Below are 21077 nucleotides of genomic sequence, written 5' to 3' on the forward strand. Positions count from 1 at the left end.
AATTATAAAAGTAACAATGAAAAAAGTAACCACTTTATTATCGACCTTAGCGTTGGCAACTACCCTGGCTGCTCAAAACCTTCCACAAACGGAAAGGCAATATCTCTCCGGTCACGGATGCGACGATATGGTTGAATGGGACTTCTTTTGTACCGACGGACGCAATTCCGGGAAATGGACGAAAATCGGTGTACCTTCCTGCTGGGAGCTGCAAGGATTCGGCACCTATCAGTATGGAATCACTTTCTATGGTAAACCATTCCCTGAAGGCGTTGCCAATGAAAAAGGTATGTATAAGTACGAGTTTGAAGTTCCGGAAAAGTTTCGCGGCAAACAGGTCAATCTTGTATTCGAAGCTTCAATGACAGATACGGAAGTAAAAGTGAACGGACGTAAAGTTGGTTCCAAACATCAGGGGGCCTTCTATCGTTTTTCATACAACATCACGGATTTTCTGAAATATGGCAAAAAGAATTTACTGGAAGTCACTGTTGCCAAAGAGAGTGAAAATGCCAGTGTGAACCTTGCCGAACGTCGTGCTGATTATTGGAATTTTGGCGGTATCTTCCGTCCGGTGTTCCTGGAGGTGAAACCAGCCGTAAACCTGCGGCACATTGCCATTGACGCAAAGATGGATGGAACTTTCCGTGCCAACTGCTACACAAATATTTCTAATGACGGAATGAGCATCCGTACACAGATTTTAGATAAAAAAGGAAAGAAGTTAGCGGAAGGCACTGTACCTGTAAAAGCGGGTGGCGACTGGACTTCTTTGCAACTGAATGTCTCTAACCCTGCACTATGGACTGCGGAAACTCCGAATCTTTATAAAGCTCAATTCTCCCTGTTGGATAAGGACGGTAAAGTGCTGCATAGTGAAACGGAAAACTTTGGTTTCCGCACAATTGAAGTACGCGAAAGCGACGGACTTTATATAAACGGAGTACGTATCAATGTACGTGGTGTCAATCGCCATAGTTTCCGTCCTGAAAGTGGCCGTACATTAAGTAAAGCGAAGAATATCGAAGACGTTCTTTTGATGAAAAGCATGAATATGAATTCCGTCCGTTTGAGCCATTATCCGGCTGACCCGGAATTTTTGGAAGCCTGTGATTCTCTCGGACTTTATATGATGGATGAGTTGGGAGGCTGGCATGGCAAGTATGATACCCCCACCGGAGTACGTCTGATTGAAGGCATGATAGAACGTGACGTGAATCATCCGTCTATTATTTGGTGGAGTAATGGTAATGAAAAAGGATGGAATACCGAACTGGATGGAGAGTTTCATAAATACGATCCGCAGAAACGTCCGGTTATTCACCCGCAAGGTAACTTCTCCGGTTTTGAAACCATGCATTACCGCTCTTACGGAGAAAGCCAGAACTACATGCGCTTACCGGAAATCTTTATGCCTACGGAATTCTTGCATGGTTTGTACGATGGCGGCCATGGTGCCGGATTATATGATTATTGGGAAATGATGCGCAAGCATCCCCGTTGTATCGGTGGATTCCTTTGGGTATTGGCAGACGAAGGCGTGAAGCGTGTAGATATGGACGAATTCATCGATAACCAGGGAAACTTTGGAGCAGACGGTATTGTAGGGCCACATCACGAAAAGGAGGGTAGCTACTACACTATCAAGCAGTTATGGAGTCCGGTACAAATCATGAATACTTCTATCGACAAGCAATTTGATGGCAAATTCTCCGTAGAAAACCGTTACGATTATCTGAATCTGAATACTTGCCGTTTCCTTTGGAAGCAAGTAAAATTCCCGCTGGCAACAGATGCATCCAATGCCGCTATTCAAGTGTTGAAAGAGGGTGAAGTGCAAGGCAGTGACGTGGTTGCTCACTCGGCAGGCATTTTGGATATAAAAACAAATATCCTCTCCAATGCAGACGCCCTCTTCCTGACAGCAATCGATCCATACGGCCATGAACTTTGGCGCTGGACTTTCCCGGTCAACAAACTGAATCAGCAGACTGAACAGCTTTCTCCCTTGTCCAGTCGTCCTACTTATACAGAGACAGAAAATGAGCTTACTGTAAAAGCGAATAAGCGTACGTTCATCTTCTCAAAGAAAGACGGACAACTGAAAGGGGTATCTGTAGATAACCGTAAGATTAACTTCGCCAATGGTCCCCGTTTCATTGGAGCCCGTCGTGCAGACCGCTCATTGGATCAGTTCTATAACCATGATGATGAGAAAGCAAAAGAAAAAGACCGCACATACAGCGAATTCCCTGATGCTGCCGTATTTACGAAACTGGATGTGAAAGAAGACGGAGGTAATCTGGTTGTTACCGCCAATTATAAACTAGGCAATCTGGATAAAGCCCAATGGACAATTAACCCGAGTGGAGAACTGGCTTTGGATTATACCTACAATTTCTCCGGTGTCGTAGACTTGATGGGTATTCGTTTCGACTATCCTGAAGATCAGGTAATCAGCAAACGCTGGCTGGGTGCCGGACCTTACCGTGTATGGCAAAACCGTATTCACGGAACACAATACGATGTTTGGGAAAACGACTATAACGATCCTATTCCGGGTGAGACCTTCACATATCCCGAATTCAAAGGATACTTTGGTGATGTTTCCTGGATGAATATCCAAACGAAAGAAGGCACTATCAGTCTGACAAACGAAGCTCCCGACGCGTATATCGGAGTATATCAGCCTCGTGATGGCCGCGACCGTTTACTTTATACTCTTCCCGAAAGCGGAATCTCTGTCCTGAACGTGATTCCTCCGGTACGTAATAAAGTAAACTCCACCGATTTGTGTGGTCCCTCTTCACAACCGAAATGGGTAAATGGTCCACAAACCGGACGAGTCATTTTCCGGTTTATGTAAATGAATCATATAAAGGTATCCACATTGCGTTGGGTACCTTTTTTATTTGGCCTTCTCACCGATTTTTCAAGGAAAAAGGCTATAAGTGGGGAATAATCATTATTTTTGTTTCGTTTTATACATTCAGATTAATGAATTCTTTCCTATGTACACAATACTAATTATAGAAGATGAACCCCGGGTTGCAAGTTTGCTGATGAACGGACTGGAGGAAAATGGCTATCAGACAATGGTGGCTTATGACGGACTGATGGGATTACGGCTTTTTCAAACGCACACATTCGATCTGGTTATATCCGACATTGTTTTGCCTAAGATGGACGGATTTGAACTGGCGAAAGAAATTCGCAAAACCAATCCCAATATCCCTATATTGATGTTGACGGCATTAGGATCAACAAACGATAAACTGGACGGTTTCGATGCCGGTGCAGACGATTACATGGTGAAACCTTTTGATTTCAGAGAGTTAAATGCCAGAATCAAAGTGTTGTTGAAACGTGTAGCGGGTAATGCACAGGAATTGCCGCAGGAACTTGTCTATGCAGATTTGCGTATTGACCTTCAACGTAAAGACGTAGAACGAAACAGCATATCCATAAAACTTTCTCCTAAGGAATACAACTTACTGTTATATATGGTAGAAAATGCCGAAAGAGTATTGAGCAGGGTTGAAATAGCAGAAAAAGTATGGAACACCCATTTTGATACAGGAACGAATTTCATAGATGTATATATCAACTATCTCCGCAAAAAGATAGACAGGGACTTTGAACCGAAACTTATTCATACCAAAGCCGGAATGGGTTTCATACTGACTGATAAATTATGAAGATCAGGACAACGTTGACTCTACAATATGCAGGGCTTACAGCTGCGGTATTCTTTGTTTTTGTGATGGCTGTCTACTATGTCAGTGAACATTCGCGTAGTAATGCTTTCTTTCGTAATCTTCAAAGTGAAGCTATAACCAAAGCGCACTTATTCCTTAAAAATCAAGTAGATGCCAAAACCATGCAGTCCATATACCTGAATAATCAGAAGTTTATTGATGAAGTAGAGGTTGCCGTCTATACAACAGATTTTAAAATATTATATCATGATGCTTTGCAAAACGATATTGTCAAAGAAACACCGGAGATGATAAAGCGTATTTTACAGCGGAAGAACATCAATTTCTATGTAGATGAATATCAGGCTATAGGACTGGTGTATCCGTTTGAGGGCAAAGACTATGTGGTTACTGCCGCAGCCTACGACGGTTATGGATACGCCAACCGGGATGCGCTAAGAAACATGCTCATTCTCCTATTTATCGGTGGATTGAGCGTATTGGTGGTTGTGGGGTATATCCTGTCTCGAAGCACTTTAAAACCGATACGTAATATAGTGAAAGAAGCGGAAAAAATCACGGCATCGCATATTGATAAAAGATTGCCTGTAAAAAATGAACAGGATGAACTGGGAGAATTAAGTACGACATTCAATGCATTGTTGGAGCGCCTGGAAAAGTCTTTCAATTCACAAAAGATGTTCGTCAGTAATGTATCTCATGAATTACGTACTCCGATGGCAGCCCTTACAGCTGAACTGGATTTAGCTTTATTGAAAGAACGGAGTTCCGAACAATATCAGATGGCTATCGGCAATGCATTGCAGGATTCTCATAGGATTGTAAACCTGATCGACGGATTGTTGAACTTGGCAAAAGCCGACTATCAATCGGAACAGATAACAATGGAAGAGGTCCGTTTAGACGAGCTGTTGCTGGACGCCAGAGAGCTGGTATTAAAAGCCCATCCGGATTATCACATCGAATTAGTATTTGAGCAGGAAGCCGAAGAAGATAATGTGCTGACAGTAATCGGAAACAGCTATTTGCTGACTACCGCTTTTGTGAATTTAATAGAGAATAACTGCAAATATTCTTCTAACCGAACTTCGTCAGTCTTGATAGCCTATTGGGAGCAATGGGCAATCATCCGCCTGTCAGATACCGGTGTAGGCATGTCTGATACGGATAAAGAAAACCTGTTTACACTGTTTTATCGCGGAGAAAACAAGAATATTGCTCCCGGAAATGGTATAGGTATGGCCTTGACACAAAAGATCATCCACCTTCACAAAGGCGAACTTACCGTATCTTCCCATAAGGATGAGGGCACTACCTTTGTGGTGAAGCTCCCGCATATCTAAGAAACTCTAATCGTTTTCTAATACCACTCTAATCATTCTCTAACAGCTTCCCGGTGAAGTCCTCCTTACTTTTGCATCGAATTAATAAATGCAGTTAGTAACTAAAAAAAATTAGAGATTATGGTATGGAAGAAAAAACTGCGTTCACCACAGTACACATTCAATTCAGAGAAAGTATTTTTGGTTGCCACACAACCCGGTAAGTCAATCTATTCATACTTGCAGACAACCAAGCTTGGATTAACACAGGGAGAAGTGCAGGAGCGACAATCCATTTATGGAAGAAACGAAGTGGTACATGAACAGAAAAAGAACCCGTTTATCCTGTTTATCAAAACGTTTATCAATCCTTTCATTGGCGTTCTGACCGGGCTCGCCATAATATCCTTATTTTTGGATGTATTGATGGCCGATCCTGGAGAGCAGGAATGGACGGGAGTCATTATCATCTCATCCATGGTGCTGTTCAGTGCTATCCTTCGTTTTTGGCAGGAATGGCGAGCAAGTGAGGCTACGGATTCTTTAATGAAAATGGTAAAAAACACATGTCTTGCCAAACGTGCCGGTGAACAGGAAGAAGAGATCGAGATTACGGAACTCGTCCCGGGGGATATCGTGTATTTGGCAGCTGGGGACATGGTTCCCGCTGATATTCGGATCATCGATTCGAAAGACCTGTTCATCAGTCAGGCTTCATTGACAGGAGAGTCCGAACCGATAGAAAAGTTTCCGGAAGTACGGGGACAGCAGTTCCGAAAAGGAAGTGTCATTGAATTGGACAATATTTGCTATATGGGTTCCAATGTGATAAGTGGTGCGGCAAAAGGAATCGTTTTTGAAACGGGGAACAAAACCTATCTGGGTACTATTGCAAAAAGCCTGGTCGGACATCGTGCCACTACAGCTTTTGACAAAGGCATTAGCAAGGTTAGTTTTTTATTGATTCGCTTCATGCTGGTTATGGTTCCATTTGTATTTTTCGTGAATGGCTTTACGAAAGGGGATTGGTTTGAAGCTTTCATTTTCGCCATATCCGTTGCGGTTGGTCTTACCCCGGAAATGTTACCGATGATTGTGACTGCCAACCTTTCCAAAGGAGCGATAGCCATGTCCAAAAAGAAAACAATCGTAAAGAATCTCAATGCCATTCAGAATTTTGGAGCGATGGACATACTCTGCACTGACAAAACCGGTACATTGACCTGCGATAAAATCGTATTGGAGAAATATATCAATGCAGATGGCAGTGACGACAACAGTAAACGTATTCTTCGTCATGCTTACTTCAACAGTTATTTCCAAACCGGTTTAAGGAACCTGATGGATAAAGCGATTCTTTCCCATGTAAGAGATTTGAGCCTGGAACATCTGAAGGATGACTATACCAAAGTGGACGAAATACCTTTCGACTTTACGCGCAGAAGAATGTCTGTTGTAATAGAAGACAGGCAGGGAAAGCGGCAAATCATCACCAAAGGAGCGGTAGAAGAGGTTCTCGATGTCTGTTCCTATGCCGAGTTCAACGGGCAGATTCATCCCTTGGCTGATGCCTTGAAAATCAAAGCACAGATGATTAGTGAAGAAATGAATCAGCAGGGGATGAGAGTATTGGCAGTTTCCCAGAAAAGTTTTATCGAGAAAGATTGTAATTTTGCCATCGAAGATGAAAAAGAAATGGTACTGATCGGGTATCTTGCTTTTCTTGATCCTCCGAAACCTTCTGCTGCCGAAGCCATCGAACAATTATATGCGCATGGAGTAGCAGTGAAAATTCTATCGGGAGATAATGATGTCGTAGTGAAAGCGATTGCCCGGCAGGTAGGAATTGATACCAGTCATTTTCTTACCGGGATAGAAATAGAGAATATGGACGAAACAGCATTGAAAGAAGCGGTAAAGGATACCACTTTATTTTCAAAACTGACTCCATTACAAAAGACGCAAATCATCTCTCTGTTGCAGGAACAAGGCAATACGGTAGGGTTCTTGGGAGATGGAATCAATGATGCAGGTGCATTGCGTCAGTCGGACATTGGTATATCAGTCGATTCTGCTGTGGATATAGCCAAAGAAAGCGCAGATATTATCTTGTTGGAAAAAGATTTGATGGTATTGGAAGATGGAGTGCTTGAAGGAAGAAAGACATTCGGCAATATCAATAAGTACATCAAGATGACTGCCAGTTCCAATTTTGGTAATATGTTCAGTGTGATGTTTGCCAGTGCATTCCTGCCGTTTCTGCCCATGATGCCGATACATCTATTGATCCAGAACTTATTGTATGACATTTCGCAGACCACCATTCCTTTTGACCGTATGGACCCGGAGTTCCTGAAGAAACCCCGTAAATGGGATGCGTCCGATCTAAGTCGTTTTATGATTTATGTAGGTCCCATCAGTTCTATCTTTGATATTATCACGTATCTGGTCATGTGGTACGTATTTAGCTGCAACAGCCCCGAACACCAGACACTGTTTCAGACCGGATGGTTTGTGGAAGGTTTGTTATCACAGACATTGATTGTCCACATGATACGTACCCGCAAGATACCGTTCATACAAAGCCGTGCCACATGGCCTGTAATGGGACTGACCTTCTTAATCATGGCAATAGGTATTCTTGTTCCTTTCACCGCTTTCGGGCGTTCCATCGGATTGACAGCTCTTCCTTTGAGCTATTTCCCCTGGCTGGTTGGGATTTTGCTCTCTTATTGCATTTTGACGCAGATCGTGAAGAATTGGTATATCAGGAAGTTTGTGCGCTGGTTATAGCTTTGTCTGTTTATCTCGCAAATTAAATGTATATATTGTAAAAGATTTAAAATTGAGACGAATTGTCTGTCAAGAGTTTTTGCCCCTAAAATTAATTTCATATATTTAGGAGCAAGAACTCTTATTTATTTAGATTTGCAAACTTTCTAATATTCAGGCACGATGAAACACTATTATTCCTTTCTGATAATAACCTCTTTGTTATTAGCCGGATGCGGGCAAAAAGACCGGGCAAAATCTCAATTCGAATCATCTGTACAGACAGAAGAAAGTTATTCGTTAGCAAAAGAATATATTAAAGAAGCTGTTATCACAGGAAAAGTGTTGAACCGGGATTTTTATCCTCAAGAAAAGGAATTAACTCTCATCATTCCATTTTTTTGGAAAATGGAAAATCAATATCGTACCCCCATACAAGAAGATGGTTCATTTTCATTCCGCTTTCCGGTTTATGCAAAATTAAGAGAAGTTTCCATTCGCAATTATGCGGAACATTTGTATATCCACCCGGGAGATAGCATACACGTGGAAATAGACTTCAAAGATCTTTTTCATCCCAAAGTAACAGGTGATGCAGAGAAGTTGAATCAAGAAATACTGGCATTTACAGAAAGCGCCTACTATTACATACAGAATTATAGTATAAACCCGAATTTGAATATTAAGGATTTTGAGACTGAATTAAAGAAGGAATATGACTTTCGTTTGGAGCGGAGAAACGAGTATCTGACGAAGTATAAGCCAATGGGCGATGTTACGTTATTTACTGAAGAGTTACTGAAACAGGACTATTATTACACTTTGTTATCCTATGGTAACCAATGCCAGTTTAAAACAAGAAAAGAAATGGATCGGTATCATAAACTTCTGTCTGCAATCAATAAGCTTTATAATAAAGGGATTCTTTCAGCACGTTTATATGATATTGCCGATGAGGTAGAATGCTATATAGCTTATGGGATAACATACAAAGATAAAAAAAATCCATCTGTAGAAGAGATTATGTCGGCAGTAGGAGAGAATGAACTGAACCAGTATATATATACCAAAATGGCAGTTGGCTCTTTGAATGCAAATGATACACTTGCTTTAACAACGAGGCATACACAGTTTGATTCGATCGTAAAAATGCCGCATTTGCGTGCACAAGTGATGCAGATATATAATCAGACTAAATCTTACCTGGAAAATCCGCAACCAGTTTCCAATAATTTATTATATGGTGAGTTTCACGAAAACTCAAAGCTAAAAACATCTATGCCTTACATGGAACCCGTCTATAATATACTTGAGAAGAATCACGGAAAAGTGATCTATTTCGATTTTTGGGCTAGGTGGTGTCCACCATGCCTGGCAGAAATGGAACCTTTGAAACAATTGCGGAGTAAGTATTCCACCAAAGACCTGGTCATATATTCCATATGTGTAAGTGAACCCAAGGAAGAATGGGAAGAATGTCTGAATGAGTATTCATTGAAGAACCGGGGAATTGAATGTATTTATGCATCTGATTATTTTGGAAAAGATAACTTACAGAAAATTCGCAAACAATGGAAAATAGATAGAATGCCCTATTATCTGTTGATTAATAGAAAAGGGCAAATTGTAGATTTCGGAACTACAGCACGTCCCAGCAATCCGCAATTTGTATCTCGAATTGACGATGCCCTCAAATAACTTTATCATTAATAGGATCGTATGTCATTTCTTTATTCTTCTTTTCTATACGAAAGCTTTTTATTTTTGATGAAAGTGATTTTTCTAGGGTTTGTTTTGCTTTACGATACGTACCGTCATTGGATGGATGTCGTGAACTAACAATAGCTCCTATAACTTTTTTATCTTTTAGATATCCTTGATTGTAGAATAAGTTCACAGTATTGCCGATTTGTGTTATAGCGTGTGCAATATCCGTTCCTTTTAGTTCTACAAAAATATAAACACAACTAAGGGGTGATGTGTATACAAATAAGTAATCACACTTTCTATGCTCTGATGAACTATCAAAATAACCATCAATTTTTATTTTATCAACTTCGGAAATATCTTTAGATGCAATAGTGAACTTACTTTTATTTTCATAAATCGTAAAACGAGAAGTGCATTTACACTTTGAATTAACATATTTATGATCAAAAGAATCTGTATTCTTGAATACGAATCTTCTATTAAAACATTTACAACTCATTTCTTTCAATATTGCATAGTTCGTCAAAAATATATCCTAATTTGTCAGAAGCCGTATCTATGTATTCAGCTCCCAAAGATTTTATGTCAGTATCTCTTATATCTTTAACAGTTCCATCTGAATGAAAAAAGTAGGATGATACATCATCAAAATCAATTAGCGCCATTGATGGAATGAGTTCTTTAATTTTAGATAGCACCAACTTCTTTTTATTGCTTTTCTTTAATATTTCTTGTGCTAAAATTAAATTATCTACTACTGATAACACATATGGACTATGTGTCGTAATTACAATACTTCCATTTGATTTTCTCATCTTTCTCATGATCCAATCAATAAGAAAGTGTTGAGTAGAAGGAAATAAATTTAATTCAGGTTCTTCTATTACTAATATCTGTTTTTTCTTGCTTTCAACATATTGGTTAAATACAATCCACAACGGAATAATTGATTGAATTCCACTAGAAGTTTGAGATAGTTTTACTTCTTTGTTTTCATTCATTAGATATACTGTGTCACCATTGTTATTGAATGACACTTTAATGTCAAGAATGTTTATATCAATATTTTTATACTGAATTCTTGCTTTTTCGTATAAGCTACCAAAATCCTTTATGCAATCGGGAATACTAGCTCCTGCTTGAAGTAAAGAAAATATGCTATTAGAAAATGTTGAAATCAACAATCTTTCAGCTGGAATATATACTGGTATACATTCTTCATAAAGGAGTCCAACTAAGGCAGGTTTTATTAACTCTACCATTGCGCTATCTTTTAAATCTAAGAGGTTTTTAAGACTTTTGATAAATTCTTTGTATGCAAAGTTATTTTCTTTTCGTTCTATAAATTTTAAAATAAAATCATATGACTTTGAAGTATTAGCCATTTCCATCAAATCAGCATCCTCGTAGTTACTGTGAAATTTATTTAAGCCTATTTCCCAATAGTATTTTTCATTGCTATAACGAATAATGGTTGTAGACGTAAATTCAAAATTAATATTATATTTATCCAATAACCTTAAGAAACTATTGAAATCTCCTTCTTTAATAGTCCAAAAAATCGAATTGTTAAATATTGCAAGAAGTTTTGCAATAGTACTTTTTCCACTAGAAGTATGTCCAATAAAGAAATTATATTTCTTTATTTCTATATTTGCGGATTTTATAGCCCCAAAATCTGTTACAATTAAATGTGCCATGCTCATTAAAAAATTTAAGTTATATCCCTCATATAAAAGAATAACTATTGGCAAATGTAGTCATTAATACTGGTATAATACCTAAAGTAGTTCTTTTTTATAGAAAAAAACAAGAAAAAGTTAGTAGATGTTCACTCATATTATAAATTTTCGCTAACTTCTTAATGTCTTCTTTGCCATTCACAATATGAGTACTGTCACCGATCCGGATGGCCTGACTACTTCATCGGAAGAAGACTTCTCGAACAGCTTAACAATAGGGATAAAAGACAAGGCTAATGTCAACCTTGTCTTTTTTGTAGCTCTCTCATCAATTCATCTACAATATATGCATCGCTCATGAGATATAGATCTCCAAGTCGGTGGACAATGCGCTGGTAGCTTTCGCTATTATAAAATATATCAAGTGCCTGTAGACTGGAAATATGCAGACGGGTAGCAAGAAGTTCTACAATGCTGTAATATTTGCCTTGCATTACAATATCAGCATTGGGGATTTCTTTTGAGAGAGATGGGAAAGGCAAAAGTATAACATCCACAAAATGTAAGTGTTCGTCAATTACTTTTTGGTTCGTAATACAAATTTGATTGTTAGGCTCTTGATGAATCAAACGTGACAACGCTTCTTCACGAGTGTAATCACCACGCATATAAAGGTCAATAGTACGTATCACACGGTCATCTGCTATACCGCCTTCTATTATGTCATAATCCTGCCATATAACATTCCCTTGTCGACATGCTACAACAAAATCCAGCCAATGTGCATCGTAAGTGGTAAAGTGCAAATAATTAAAAGAAAAGTTGCGGCAGGCATCTATATCCAATGAATAAATATTGAGCCACACACTATTTTCATGGCGAATATCAGCTGTGCGAAGAGCCCAACGAACTGCCTGTTCCTTTAAATCAGTAAGATAAAAGCCCACTCCGAAATCAAGATTCGGTCGGCATACGCCAGCTAATGGTTGTTCTACACGGTAAGTAGAACCATGATAAACAGTTAACATGACTTATCTCCTTTTTGCTGTGTCGAAACTTGAAAAGGACGATAATCTTCCGGTAACCATTGTGGATCACGATGATAGATATATTCTAATAAAGAATCTACTATGTAGGCTTTGCCTTGGGTATGCAAAGTATCATAAAAAGCATTTATATAGCCGTCTATAGCACCTAATTCTTTTAGTTTATTATATACATCCGCACTATAGCGTCCTAACCGTTCGGCTGTATTCTCTATACAATAGATAATAAACTCTAATTGTTTTTCTTTGAGGGTCACATTATTTTCTCCTTTCTTATCTTAATCAATTAGCGAAAAAGATTAATATTAGCAAAGATAGAAAAGTTCCTTCTTTCTTCCAATTAATTAGTATAGTATATCACGTTTCATTATGGATTAAATCAAAATCAATATACTTTCATTATAGCTTTATAGCTTTTTCTTCTTTCACCAACTTCCTCCATCTTTGAAATGCTCTCATCAGCGTTTCTTCCTGTACCAGTCCTACCATTTCGTAGTGCTCTACGAATTGTTCTATTGACTTTTTAAACATCACTCCTTTATTAAACTTATTATCCAATAGAAAGGAGTATAATTCCGCTTTCATCTCCGTTTCTATTTCCTTTTCTATAATCAATGCACTATCGTTTCCGATATAGTTATAGACTTCCGGATTCTTCCCATTACGCGGTTTGGGCAGTACAAAGCAAATATTCCCAATTTCTTTCCATGAAGTATTTTGCGGATGAGGGACAGATAGTTGATGAAGGAAGTGATAAACTGGAGTAATGTGGGAGAGATGGATAGGGATAAGTCGTTTGGAAGAAGAAGAAGGAGAGGAGGAATGAGACTGGTTCTCTGGATCGGGTTCTAAACTTTGTCGATATCGGACATACATATATCCAGCCAAATATGGCTTGATATTAATTGTAACTGTAACCATGGGAAAATTTTTAAAGTTTGTAATAAAAAAGTATGTATATACAGCCCTTTGGACTGTGAATTCCGTTTGGTTTATTGAGAATATTCCCATGGTTATCGGGACGGAATTCTTCTTTTTATAATAAATTGATATACAGTGTATTATAGATACTGTTTTTTGGTTTAAAACCAAGGAACCGTTCCTTTTAAAGGAACGCCCTGTTTCTCACCGAGGAACGCCTTGTTCCTTTTAAAGAAACGGATGACTCCTTAAAATCCGGGAACAAAACTAGTTGTAATATTCCGATATTTCAAGATGGATGATTGAAGCATTAAACAATACGTGTAAATATAAATAATCATTTTTATACATCGTTTATTTTACGCGTGTATAAACAACCGGTATGTCATGAAAGTTAATTGAATAGAATGGATAATAATTTAACAATGTTTACCGGATAAACCTTTTTTGAGAGTGTTAAAACTCGCTTCTTAGATGATTATGTGGCTATTTTGAGTGAAATTTCGGAATCTGTGTGCAATTTCAGAACGTTTTATTTTAATATATATTTCTTTTGTAAATTTGCAGCATATAATATTTAAATAAACATAAGCGAATAAGCAATAAATATACGCATTTTAATGAAGATACATGACATAGCAATTCTTTTTTTTATATTTTGGGGAAGCATTTCACAATGTGCGGCTCAAAAGATAGCGGTAAAAACAAACCTACTCTACGGTACATACGCCAGTTCACCTAATCTGGAAACCGAATTCGGGATTTCACCGCGAGGTACAGTAGATCTGGGTGCTGGCTTCAACTGGTTTACATCCGTTCATTCATCCTCAAACAAGAAACTGGTGCATTGGCTTGGCTCGGTAGAATATCGTTATTGGACGTGTGAAAGATTCAGCGGACATTTTGGGGGAATACATATACTAGGCGGACAGTACAACATAGCCGGTCATCATTTGCCGCTTCTATTTGGAGATGATTCCGGTCACTATCGCTATGAAGGATGGGGAATAGGCGGAGGCATTTCGTACGGCTACCATTTTCTTTTAGGCAATCGTTGGAGTCTCGAAGCAAATATAGGTATAGGGTATGTCAGACTACATTATGACAAGTTCCGATGCGAGACTTGTGGTGAAAAGACCGGAACAGAAAATCGCAACTATTTCGGACCTACTAAAGCAGCAGTTTCACTTATATTTCTTATAAAATAACAAAAACATGATAAATCTAAAATCTATCCTATGGCTGTTGCCTCTGTCACTGCTCGTTTCTCCATTACTATATGGAGAAAACCTGCCGGACAAATGGTATAAAGGAACGATACAAGCAACAGCCATCGAATTGCAACAAGTGGGGGATTCCCTACATATTCAAGTGCTTTATGACCTTGATAAAATAAAAGTCAGTTCCAATCATTCGATAGAACTGATACCGGTATTGATTGCTGCAAACCACCAACTGGAGTTACCGGAGATTTCTGTCAAAGGGCATAGTAATTTCCAAAACCTGAAACGTAAACTGGCTTTAATGAATACACAGGAACGTGATCTTTACCAGTCGGAAGCTCCGTACTATGTTGTGAAAGGATATGGAATAACCGAAGAAAAACAAATTCGATATTCCTTGGTCATTCCATTCGAATCGTGGATGAAAGATGCACGTTTGGATATAAAAAAGGAAGTAATGGGCTGTTGCAAACCGGGCAAGTTATTATCGACGTTTCCGCTTTTCGGTACCGTCACTTTGGAGCAACCGCCTGTTCCATATCACATCGTCCCGCATATCAGTTATGTCCGCCCACAAGTTGAACCTGTAAAAAAACGTGAGATGTCATGTGAAGCGTTCCTGGATTTTGTTGTATCAAAGACCATCATAAGGCCGGATTACATGAACAACCCGGTCGAACTGGAAAAAATATCCTCTATGCTTGCCGAAGTGAGAAATGATACAACTATTACCATTCGTGGAATATCAGTCATTGGTTATGCTTCACCGGAGGGTTCTGTCCTTTTTAACAAACAGCTTTCCGAAGGACGTGCAAAGGCACTTGTTAATTACCTTCTCCCTCGTTTCCCTTTCTCTAAAGAATTATACAAGGTGGAATATGGTGGCGAAAACTGGGAAGGACTACGTAAAATGGTTGCAGAGTCTGACATGGCAGAAAAGGATGGAATTCTTCATATTATAGATCACATACCAGTTGAAATAAACTACCGAACGAATACCAGTCGCAAGAAATCGTTGATGCTATATAAACAGGGCAATCCTTATCGGTTTATGTTGCGTGAGTATTACCAACATCTGCGTAAAGCGATCTGTAAAATAGAGTACGATGTTCAGAATTTTAATATAGAACAGGCAAAAGTGCTGATTCATAGTCGGCCACAAAATTTGAGCCTGAATGAAATTTATTTGGTCGCTCTCACTTACAAAAACGGATCGCCGGAGTTTATAGAATTGTTTGAAAAAGCTGTCAGTCTCTTTCCTGATGATAAGATTGCCAACCTGAATGCTGCCTCGGCTGCACTTTCGCGAGAAGACATTGCATTAGCAGAAAAATATCTTAAGAAAGCAGAGATTTCTGCACCGGAATATGAAAATGCCGTAGGAGTGTTGTACCTGTTGAAAAGCGACTATAAACAGGCAAAGCTACATCTAATCAAAGCTGCCGAATCCGGATTGGAACAAGCATATTTCAATCTGGAGGAATTGAATAAAAAGGAAGAAGATATTCGATCAATGACTAAACTAGATTATTGATTTTTTATTTATTATAATTATCATTTTATTTACAACATTTTAAAATTTAACAAAGATGAAAACAAAAAGTTTTCTATTATCTACATTGGTGACTTTTATGTTTGCCGGCTGTAGTAGTGATGATGCCCGGGAAGGGAATATTCCGAGCGGTGAACTGAATGGAAAGGCGTATCTGTCGCTTTCCCTGCAAAGTCACACATCCACTACAAGAGCAGAGAATGTAGTAGAAAAACCGGGAAGTTCAGGGGAAAGTAAAGCAGGGACAGTCAGAGTTTTATTATTTGACGAGGAAGATGTGTGCCTTGATGTGGTTAACTTTGACGATCTTACTGTTGGGAATAGCGGAGGAGAATCCGGTGGAACAGGGACCCCGGAAGCTGTAGCTAGCGATGCAAAATTAGTACCGGAGAAGACCAAAAAAGTATTTGTAGTTATCAATCCTTACACCGACGGGAATAAAGGATGGAATTTAGCTGCGGAAACAGTAAAAGGTAAACCTTGGTCTGCAATTAACACTGCTATTGAGGCGGTTATTGCCAATGTCGCTACCACCAATCAATTCATGATGACGAGTGCTGGCAAGGGTACTGGGATAGAAGGAGCATTAACGAATGTAACAGTGCATAAGCCAAGTGGATATACCAATGAAGCCATAAATCAGGCAAAAACAGATGCCAAAAACAATCCTGCTGAAATTAGTGTAGATCGATTGAGTGCAAAAGTAGAGCTTGTGGTTAAGGAGTCTTTTACTACCAAACCTGATGGTGCTAAATTTACTTTCGGCGGTTGGGAATTAAGCGTTACCAATAAGAGTGTGAAACTGTATAGTGAACTTATCACTTACGATAATGCCACGACTGGAGCGGTTTATCGTCGGGATAAAAACTACTTGTCTGACGAACAACCTGATGTATCAAATGCGAGTACTATGGAAACGAATATGGATGCAGCTTTCAATTATCTAAAAAATATAGATAGCGAAAGTGAGGAGATGCCTGCTGTTGCACAGAGTAAGGGAACAAGTCTGTATTGTCTTGAAAATACAATGGAAGCTAAGGCACAGCAATTAGGATTCACCACCAAGGTAGTGGTAAAAGCTACATATACTCCCAATGGTTTGACCGAAAATAGCAGTTATTTCTCTTGGAAAGGGAACTATTATACATTAGACCAGCTTAAAGATGAATATAATAACACTGCTAGTGGCGGACTGAAAACAGACTTACCTATATTCTTAAAAAAAGCGGGTGTCGTGGCAGAGGGTGTTTCGGACATAGATAAGGCGATTGCAGAGCTTACCGCAGACAAATTTACTGCGAAAACCGGTATCATCGGACGCTTCTGTGCCGTACGTTATTATCATGAATCTGTATGCTATTACGATGTCCTGATTCGTCACGACCAAAATGTAACAACCAAAATGGCTTTAGGTAGATACGGTGTGGTACGTAACAACTGGTATCACCTGGAACTTCAGAGCGTGAGCGGTCCCGGAACACCGTGGATTCCCGACCCGTCTGATCCTGATCCTACTAATCCTACACCTCCGGGTACCGATGATGATGAAGCAGACGCATACATTTCTGTAAAAATCACTATCAATCCATGGACTTACTGGACACAAGGTGTTGATTTGCATTAATAGATGAAAATCAAGAGACACATAAAGAAATACATAATAATCCTTGCCGCTTTTATGGCGGCAGGGATTACCGGTTGCGACGTCTTTCATGACGATCTTGACCAGTGTGACCTTTTTCTTGAATTCAGGTATGACTATAACATGGTAAATGAAGACTGGTTTGCCGATCAGGTGGAGGAAGTAAAAGTCTATGTGTTCGATGCAGAAGGGAAATATCTTCAGACATTCATCGAAAAAGGTAATCCGCTGAAAAATACGGACTATCGTATGCTGATCCCTTATCGACTGAAAGGCTGTACGGCTGTTGTATGGGCCGGAAAAACAGATGAGTTTTACCGGCTATCGTCAATGACTGCAGGTGATCCGATAGACAAACTATCCTTAAAATACGAACCCGATAATGACATGAGCAACAATCATCTTGATGCATTATGGCATAGCGGTCCCCTGCAAATGTTTTCTCCGGAGAACATAAGCAATACAGAAACTGTCAGCCTGATACGTAATACTAATGATATAACGATAGGCATTACACGAGGCAGCAATCCGGTCGATCTTTCAAAATACGATATACAATTGATAGCGGCAAACAGTATTTATGACTATAAAAATAATTTTGGAGATGGAAACAAGAACATAATTTACCACCCTTGTGCGGATGAGGAAGACAACAAACTATCTCTTCAGACCCGGCTCCACACGCTTAGATTCGTCAAAGATGTCGCTATGCCTTTTTCCATTACGGAGCAAACATCAGGAAAAGCAATAGACATTGGAGGAGAAACAACCATAAATCTTATTGACTACTTGCTGAAAAGTAAACCGGAAGCGATGGGTGACCAGGAATATCTCGACCGCAGATATCAGTGGGACATTAACATCCGCATCGGAGATAAGGAAGAGAACGGTTATGTAGCATTAAGTATCACTATTAACAACTGGACCTACTGGTTCCAACCAACAGATATGTAAGCCGTTTTTTGAAACGAAATTATGGCACAATTAAGGATGAATATAACTATCAACATACAATTTTCGGCAAATGTCCTGCTTTTGACAATATTTGCTTTGTTTGCTTACTCTTGTACAAAGGAGAACGAAACAACAGGCGCACGTATTTACGAAGGAGAAAAGATACCAATGAGTATTAAAATGGGGACACGCAATACTACTGCTGACGATGATGAAGTCATAAAATCCGTACGCGCAATTGTGTTTAACGACAAAAACGAATTGGTATACAACGATGTTTCTGATGCTTCCATAAACGTAGATAACATATATATCGCTCCCATAAGAGCGGCACGGGGATATAACAACATTTACATCATCTGTAACGAAACACCGGAGCTTACGGAAAAGCTCGCCGCCATTACATTGGAAAATGAAATAGAAAAAGTGACATTCTCTGCTATAGGTATTGTTGCTCCGCCACCTATGTATGGAAATGTGTCACGTGCCTATGTGGAGTCTCGTAGCGACGGAACAAATGCCACAGTTACCATCAATAATGTTACGACAACGGAACTGCCGATTGAGGTAAACCGTATGGTGTCCCGCATCAGCTTTACGGCAATTAAAAATATCACCAATGAGGATGAAGATTTTAAAGTAACCAAACTGAATGTAAAAGTGTGTCGTATGCCGGTCGCCACTACTATAGGAGAGGGGCAGGCATATACAGAAAATGTATGGTCGGATGATCTTACTATATCAGGAACAGGTGAACTCGATAATAACGGTACGTATACGATAAATGGAAATAACTACACCATTCCTGATAACATAGATTTCATAACGATTCCTATTACTTATATTCCCGAACATCTATTGTCCGAACCTCAAAATGCTTCACAAGCAACCTATCTTAAAATTGATGCACAATGCGTTCTTAAAAACGGCAGTACACAGGTACTGAACTGCATCTATCTGCTGAATATCGGTCAAGAGCCTCCTAAAAATCATAACCTGACACGAAACAACCATTATCGGATATACGCCACCATTACCGGTATGGGAGCAATGGGACTTTATGCGGAAATAGTGGCAATGGAGGAACATGACATCACTATCAACTGGAAACCTATTGACGGACTGGTTATTGTAAGTGACAAGGCTGCAGACTATGACGCCGTAGCCGATACGTCCAGAAATGTGAATATATGGAATGACTTTAGTGTTTATTCAGGGATACTGAAAGCATATCATTCAGGAACAGGATACAAGGATATCCTATTTAAATACGGCAGCCTGATAGCCATAAGTTCACCGGATGCAAATACGGAATTCACCCCACCTACCAATGCCACTATATTGAATGATGTACTTTGGTATCCGGGCTCGTACGCTCCTTTAAATATTACGGAATGGGCGGATATTCCTTATCTGGAAACGGATAAAATACCCACAGATAATACAATTGTCCAAGTAGCAGCGGGAAAGGGAGACCCTTGCAAACTTGCCGGACTGTCCGAATCTCAAATCAAGACTTTGGGGATTGTGGATAATAAGCAGTGGCGCATGGCTACTCCGGCTGAAAATCTAATATTGAAAACGGCAGCAGAAAATGAAAGTAATTCACAGGGTTATCCTTCATTCCATTGGCTATTTTCTCCACATAACAGATATAGGGATACGAACGGTATATCGCAAGGAGACCGTTCCAATGGATGGTATTGGGATAACAATGCTACCGTATTCCATTTTTCCGGAGAAGAACCGCAAAATGCAGAAATTCAAGAAAATATGGACAGGCAAAACGCGTATATAATCCGTTGTGTGCGCAATGAGATGATAAAAAGCCAACTGGAAGTAGGTATCATCAGCAGTCCTACTTATCAGGGAACTGAAACGAGCGGAAATGCTTATTTTGGTATTATCTCGAATATTCCTTACTGGACAGCAACACTTGTCACAGAAGGAGCATATGTGGGTTCAACAACCGAATTTGACGATTTCTCATTTGTAGCCGGAGAAACAATACATACCACCCATGGCGGTAACACTCAAAACATACCGATATACGTCAAACGTAAAGAAAGTACCTCACCGCGTTCATTCAGAGTGAAAGTGGAGGGGATCGGTTTGGAAGGAAAAACAGTAAATAAAATACTCACAGTTTCACAAAGCGGATATGATTTACGTGCAAAAACGGGATTAAGCAGCATGGGTAATATACCGCAAGAAGGAGGATCTTATACTACGACTATTAACCTCACCCCTACGGACGTAACAATCTCTTCCGGAAAACTGTATTTACAAATCACTTATGGAGGTGTCATAAGGTGCAAAAGTACTGAAGTACATACTGAACCGAATAAATATAGTTATGATGTTACTATAACAATTCCGGAAAACAATAGTCCAAGTATCGTTGAGCTTATAGGAAATATATATTTAGAGTATGAAAACAACTTGACAGTTCCTCTTGGCAGTCCGACAATTAAGCAGAACGGAACAATATCCTCCAACAATGAGAATTGAGGTGAAAGTATGATGATAAATAG

Annotated in this window: 15 protein-coding genes; 10 read left to right on the forward strand and 5 right to left on the reverse strand. The window is 39.3% G+C overall.

The features are described from left to right. Window positions 1–16: 16 nt before the first annotated feature. The 5 genes from NQ505_RS17790 to NQ505_RS17810 all read left to right on the forward strand — a co-directional run bounded on the left by NQ505_RS17790 (window position 17) and on the right by NQ505_RS17810 (window position 9511). A complete protein-coding gene (locus NQ505_RS17790) occupies window positions 17–2866 on the forward strand; it encodes a glycoside hydrolase family 2 TIM barrel-domain containing protein (RefSeq protein ID WP_259825633.1) in 2850 nt (949 codons plus the stop codon). 145 nt (window positions 2867–3011) lie between these two features. Further along, a complete protein-coding gene (locus NQ505_RS17795) occupies window positions 3012–3698 on the forward strand; it encodes a response regulator transcription factor (protein WP_008640327.1) in 687 nt (228 codons plus the stop codon). Then, window positions 3695–5062 carry a sensor histidine kinase gene (locus NQ505_RS17800; protein WP_008999591.1) on the forward strand — a complete coding sequence of 456 codons (1368 nt, stop codon included), beginning with the start codon at window positions 3695–3697 and terminating at the stop codon, window positions 5060–5062. The genes NQ505_RS17795 and NQ505_RS17800 overlap by 4 nt, the downstream gene beginning before the upstream one ends. A gap of 120 nt (window positions 5063–5182) precedes the next feature. Next, complete coding sequence (mgtA, locus tag NQ505_RS17805; RefSeq protein ID WP_008999592.1) at window positions 5183–7834, forward strand: magnesium-translocating P-type ATPase; 2652 nt, start codon at window positions 5183–5185, stop codon at window positions 7832–7834. A gap of 162 nt (window positions 7835–7996) precedes the next feature. After that, window positions 7997–9511, forward strand: a complete 1515-nt coding sequence (locus tag NQ505_RS17810) for a TlpA family protein disulfide reductase (RefSeq protein ID WP_259825635.1) — start codon at window positions 7997–7999, stop codon at window positions 9509–9511. Here the strand turns inward: NQ505_RS17810 and NQ505_RS17815 are convergent. The 5 genes from NQ505_RS17815 to NQ505_RS17835 form a co-directional block, all read right to left on the reverse strand. After that, window positions 9504–10022 (reverse strand): hypothetical protein, encoded by a 519-nt coding sequence (locus NQ505_RS17815; RefSeq protein ID WP_008999593.1) that lies wholly within the window; start codon window positions 10020–10022, stop codon window positions 9504–9506. The two genes, NQ505_RS17810 and NQ505_RS17815, sit on opposite strands and share 8 nt — an antisense overlap. Beyond that, window positions 10012–11223 carry an AAA family ATPase gene (locus tag NQ505_RS17820; protein WP_004325967.1) on the reverse strand — a complete coding sequence of 404 codons (1212 nt, stop codon included), beginning with the start codon at window positions 11221–11223 and terminating at the stop codon, window positions 10012–10014. The genes NQ505_RS17815 and NQ505_RS17820 overlap by 11 nt, the downstream gene beginning before the upstream one ends. Before the next feature lie 281 nt (window positions 11224–11504). Next, window positions 11505–12233, reverse strand: a complete 729-nt coding sequence (locus tag NQ505_RS17825) for a DUF3990 domain-containing protein (protein WP_008999594.1) — start codon at window positions 12231–12233, stop codon at window positions 11505–11507. Then, window positions 12227–12508 carry a DUF3791 domain-containing protein gene (locus tag NQ505_RS17830; protein WP_004296045.1) on the reverse strand — a complete coding sequence of 94 codons (282 nt, stop codon included), beginning with the start codon at window positions 12506–12508 and terminating at the stop codon, window positions 12227–12229. Before NQ505_RS17830 ends, NQ505_RS17825 begins: the two co-directional genes overlap by 7 nt. A 142-nt stretch (window positions 12509–12650) precedes the next feature. After that, entirely contained in the window at window positions 12651–13172 is a 522-nt protein-coding gene (locus tag NQ505_RS17835; RefSeq protein ID WP_151939900.1) for a hypothetical protein, read from the reverse strand. Between the two features lie 620 nt (window positions 13173–13792). On the opposite strand from NQ505_RS17835, the gene NQ505_RS17840 reads away from it, so the two are divergent. The 5 genes from NQ505_RS17840 to NQ505_RS17860 are packed head-to-tail and all read left to right on the forward strand — an operon-like array spanning window position 13793 to window position 21054. Next, the gene (locus NQ505_RS17840; RefSeq protein ID WP_008999597.1) at window positions 13793–14380 is read left to right on the forward strand and encodes a DUF3575 domain-containing protein; all 588 of its coding nucleotides are present in this window, start codon (window positions 13793–13795) and stop codon (window positions 14378–14380) included. A gap of 7 nt (window positions 14381–14387) precedes the next feature. After that, window positions 14388–15929, forward strand: a complete 1542-nt coding sequence (locus tag NQ505_RS17845; protein ID WP_008999598.1) for a DUF3868 domain-containing protein — start codon at window positions 14388–14390, stop codon at window positions 15927–15929. Between the two features lie 55 nt (window positions 15930–15984). Continuing rightward, complete coding sequence (locus NQ505_RS17850) at window positions 15985–17571, forward strand: Mfa1 family fimbria major subunit (RefSeq protein WP_008999599.1); 1587 nt, start codon at window positions 15985–15987, stop codon at window positions 17569–17571. A 3-nt stretch (window positions 17572–17574) separates the two neighbouring features. After that, window positions 17575–18543, forward strand: coding sequence for a FimB/Mfa2 family fimbrial subunit (locus NQ505_RS17855; RefSeq protein WP_032853591.1), 969 nt, complete (start codon window positions 17575–17577; stop codon window positions 18541–18543). Between the two features lie 21 nt (window positions 18544–18564). Then, window positions 18565–21054 (forward strand): fimbrial protein, encoded by a 2490-nt coding sequence (locus tag NQ505_RS17860; RefSeq protein WP_008999601.1) that lies wholly within the window; start codon window positions 18565–18567, stop codon window positions 21052–21054. Window positions 21055–21077: the final 23 nt, after the last annotated feature.

The sequence above is a fragment of the Bacteroides sp. D2 genome, assembly GCF_025147085.1.
Lineage (GTDB): Bacteria > Bacteroidota > Bacteroidia > Bacteroidales > Bacteroidaceae > Bacteroides.

What these genes read in the sequence shown, in the direction of transcription:
- NQ505_RS17810 (WP_259825635.1), top strand. Translation starts at nt 7,997, where the DNA reads ATGAAACACTATTATTCCTTTCTGATAATAACCTCTTTGTTATTAGCC.
- mgtA (WP_008999592.1), top strand. Translation starts at nt 5,183, where the DNA reads ATGGTATGGAAGAAAAAACTGCGTTCACCACAGTACACATTCAATTCA.
- NQ505_RS17850 (WP_008999599.1), top strand. Translation starts at nt 15,985, where the DNA reads ATGAAAACAAAAAGTTTTCTATTATCTACATTGGTGACTTTTATGTTT.
- NQ505_RS17820 (WP_004325967.1), bottom strand. Translation starts at nt 11,223, where the DNA reads ATGGCACATTTAATTGTAACAGATTTTGGGGCTATAAAATCCGCAAAT.
- NQ505_RS17860 (WP_008999601.1), top strand. Translation starts at nt 18,565, where the DNA reads ATGGCACAATTAAGGATGAATATAACTATCAACATACAATTTTCGGCA.
- NQ505_RS17825 (WP_008999594.1), bottom strand. Translation starts at nt 12,233, where the DNA reads ATGTTAACTGTTTATCATGGTTCTACTTACCGTGTAGAACAACCATTA.
- NQ505_RS17835 (WP_151939900.1), bottom strand. Translation starts at nt 13,172, where the DNA reads ATGGTTACAGTTACAATTAATATCAAGCCATATTTGGCTGGATATATG.
- NQ505_RS17795 (WP_008640327.1), top strand. Translation starts at nt 3,012, where the DNA reads ATGTACACAATACTAATTATAGAAGATGAACCCCGGGTTGCAAGTTTG.
- NQ505_RS17815 (WP_008999593.1), bottom strand. Translation starts at nt 10,022, where the DNA reads ATGAGTTGTAAATGTTTTAATAGAAGATTCGTATTCAAGAATACAGAT.
- NQ505_RS17800 (WP_008999591.1), top strand. Translation starts at nt 3,695, where the DNA reads ATGAAGATCAGGACAACGTTGACTCTACAATATGCAGGGCTTACAGCT.
- NQ505_RS17790 (WP_259825633.1), top strand. Translation starts at nt 17, where the DNA reads ATGAAAAAAGTAACCACTTTATTATCGACCTTAGCGTTGGCAACTACC.
- NQ505_RS17840 (WP_008999597.1), top strand. Translation starts at nt 13,793, where the DNA reads ATGAAGATACATGACATAGCAATTCTTTTTTTTATATTTTGGGGAAGC.
- NQ505_RS17845 (WP_008999598.1), top strand. Translation starts at nt 14,388, where the DNA reads ATGATAAATCTAAAATCTATCCTATGGCTGTTGCCTCTGTCACTGCTC.
- NQ505_RS17855 (WP_032853591.1), top strand. Translation starts at nt 17,575, where the DNA reads ATGAAAATCAAGAGACACATAAAGAAATACATAATAATCCTTGCCGCT.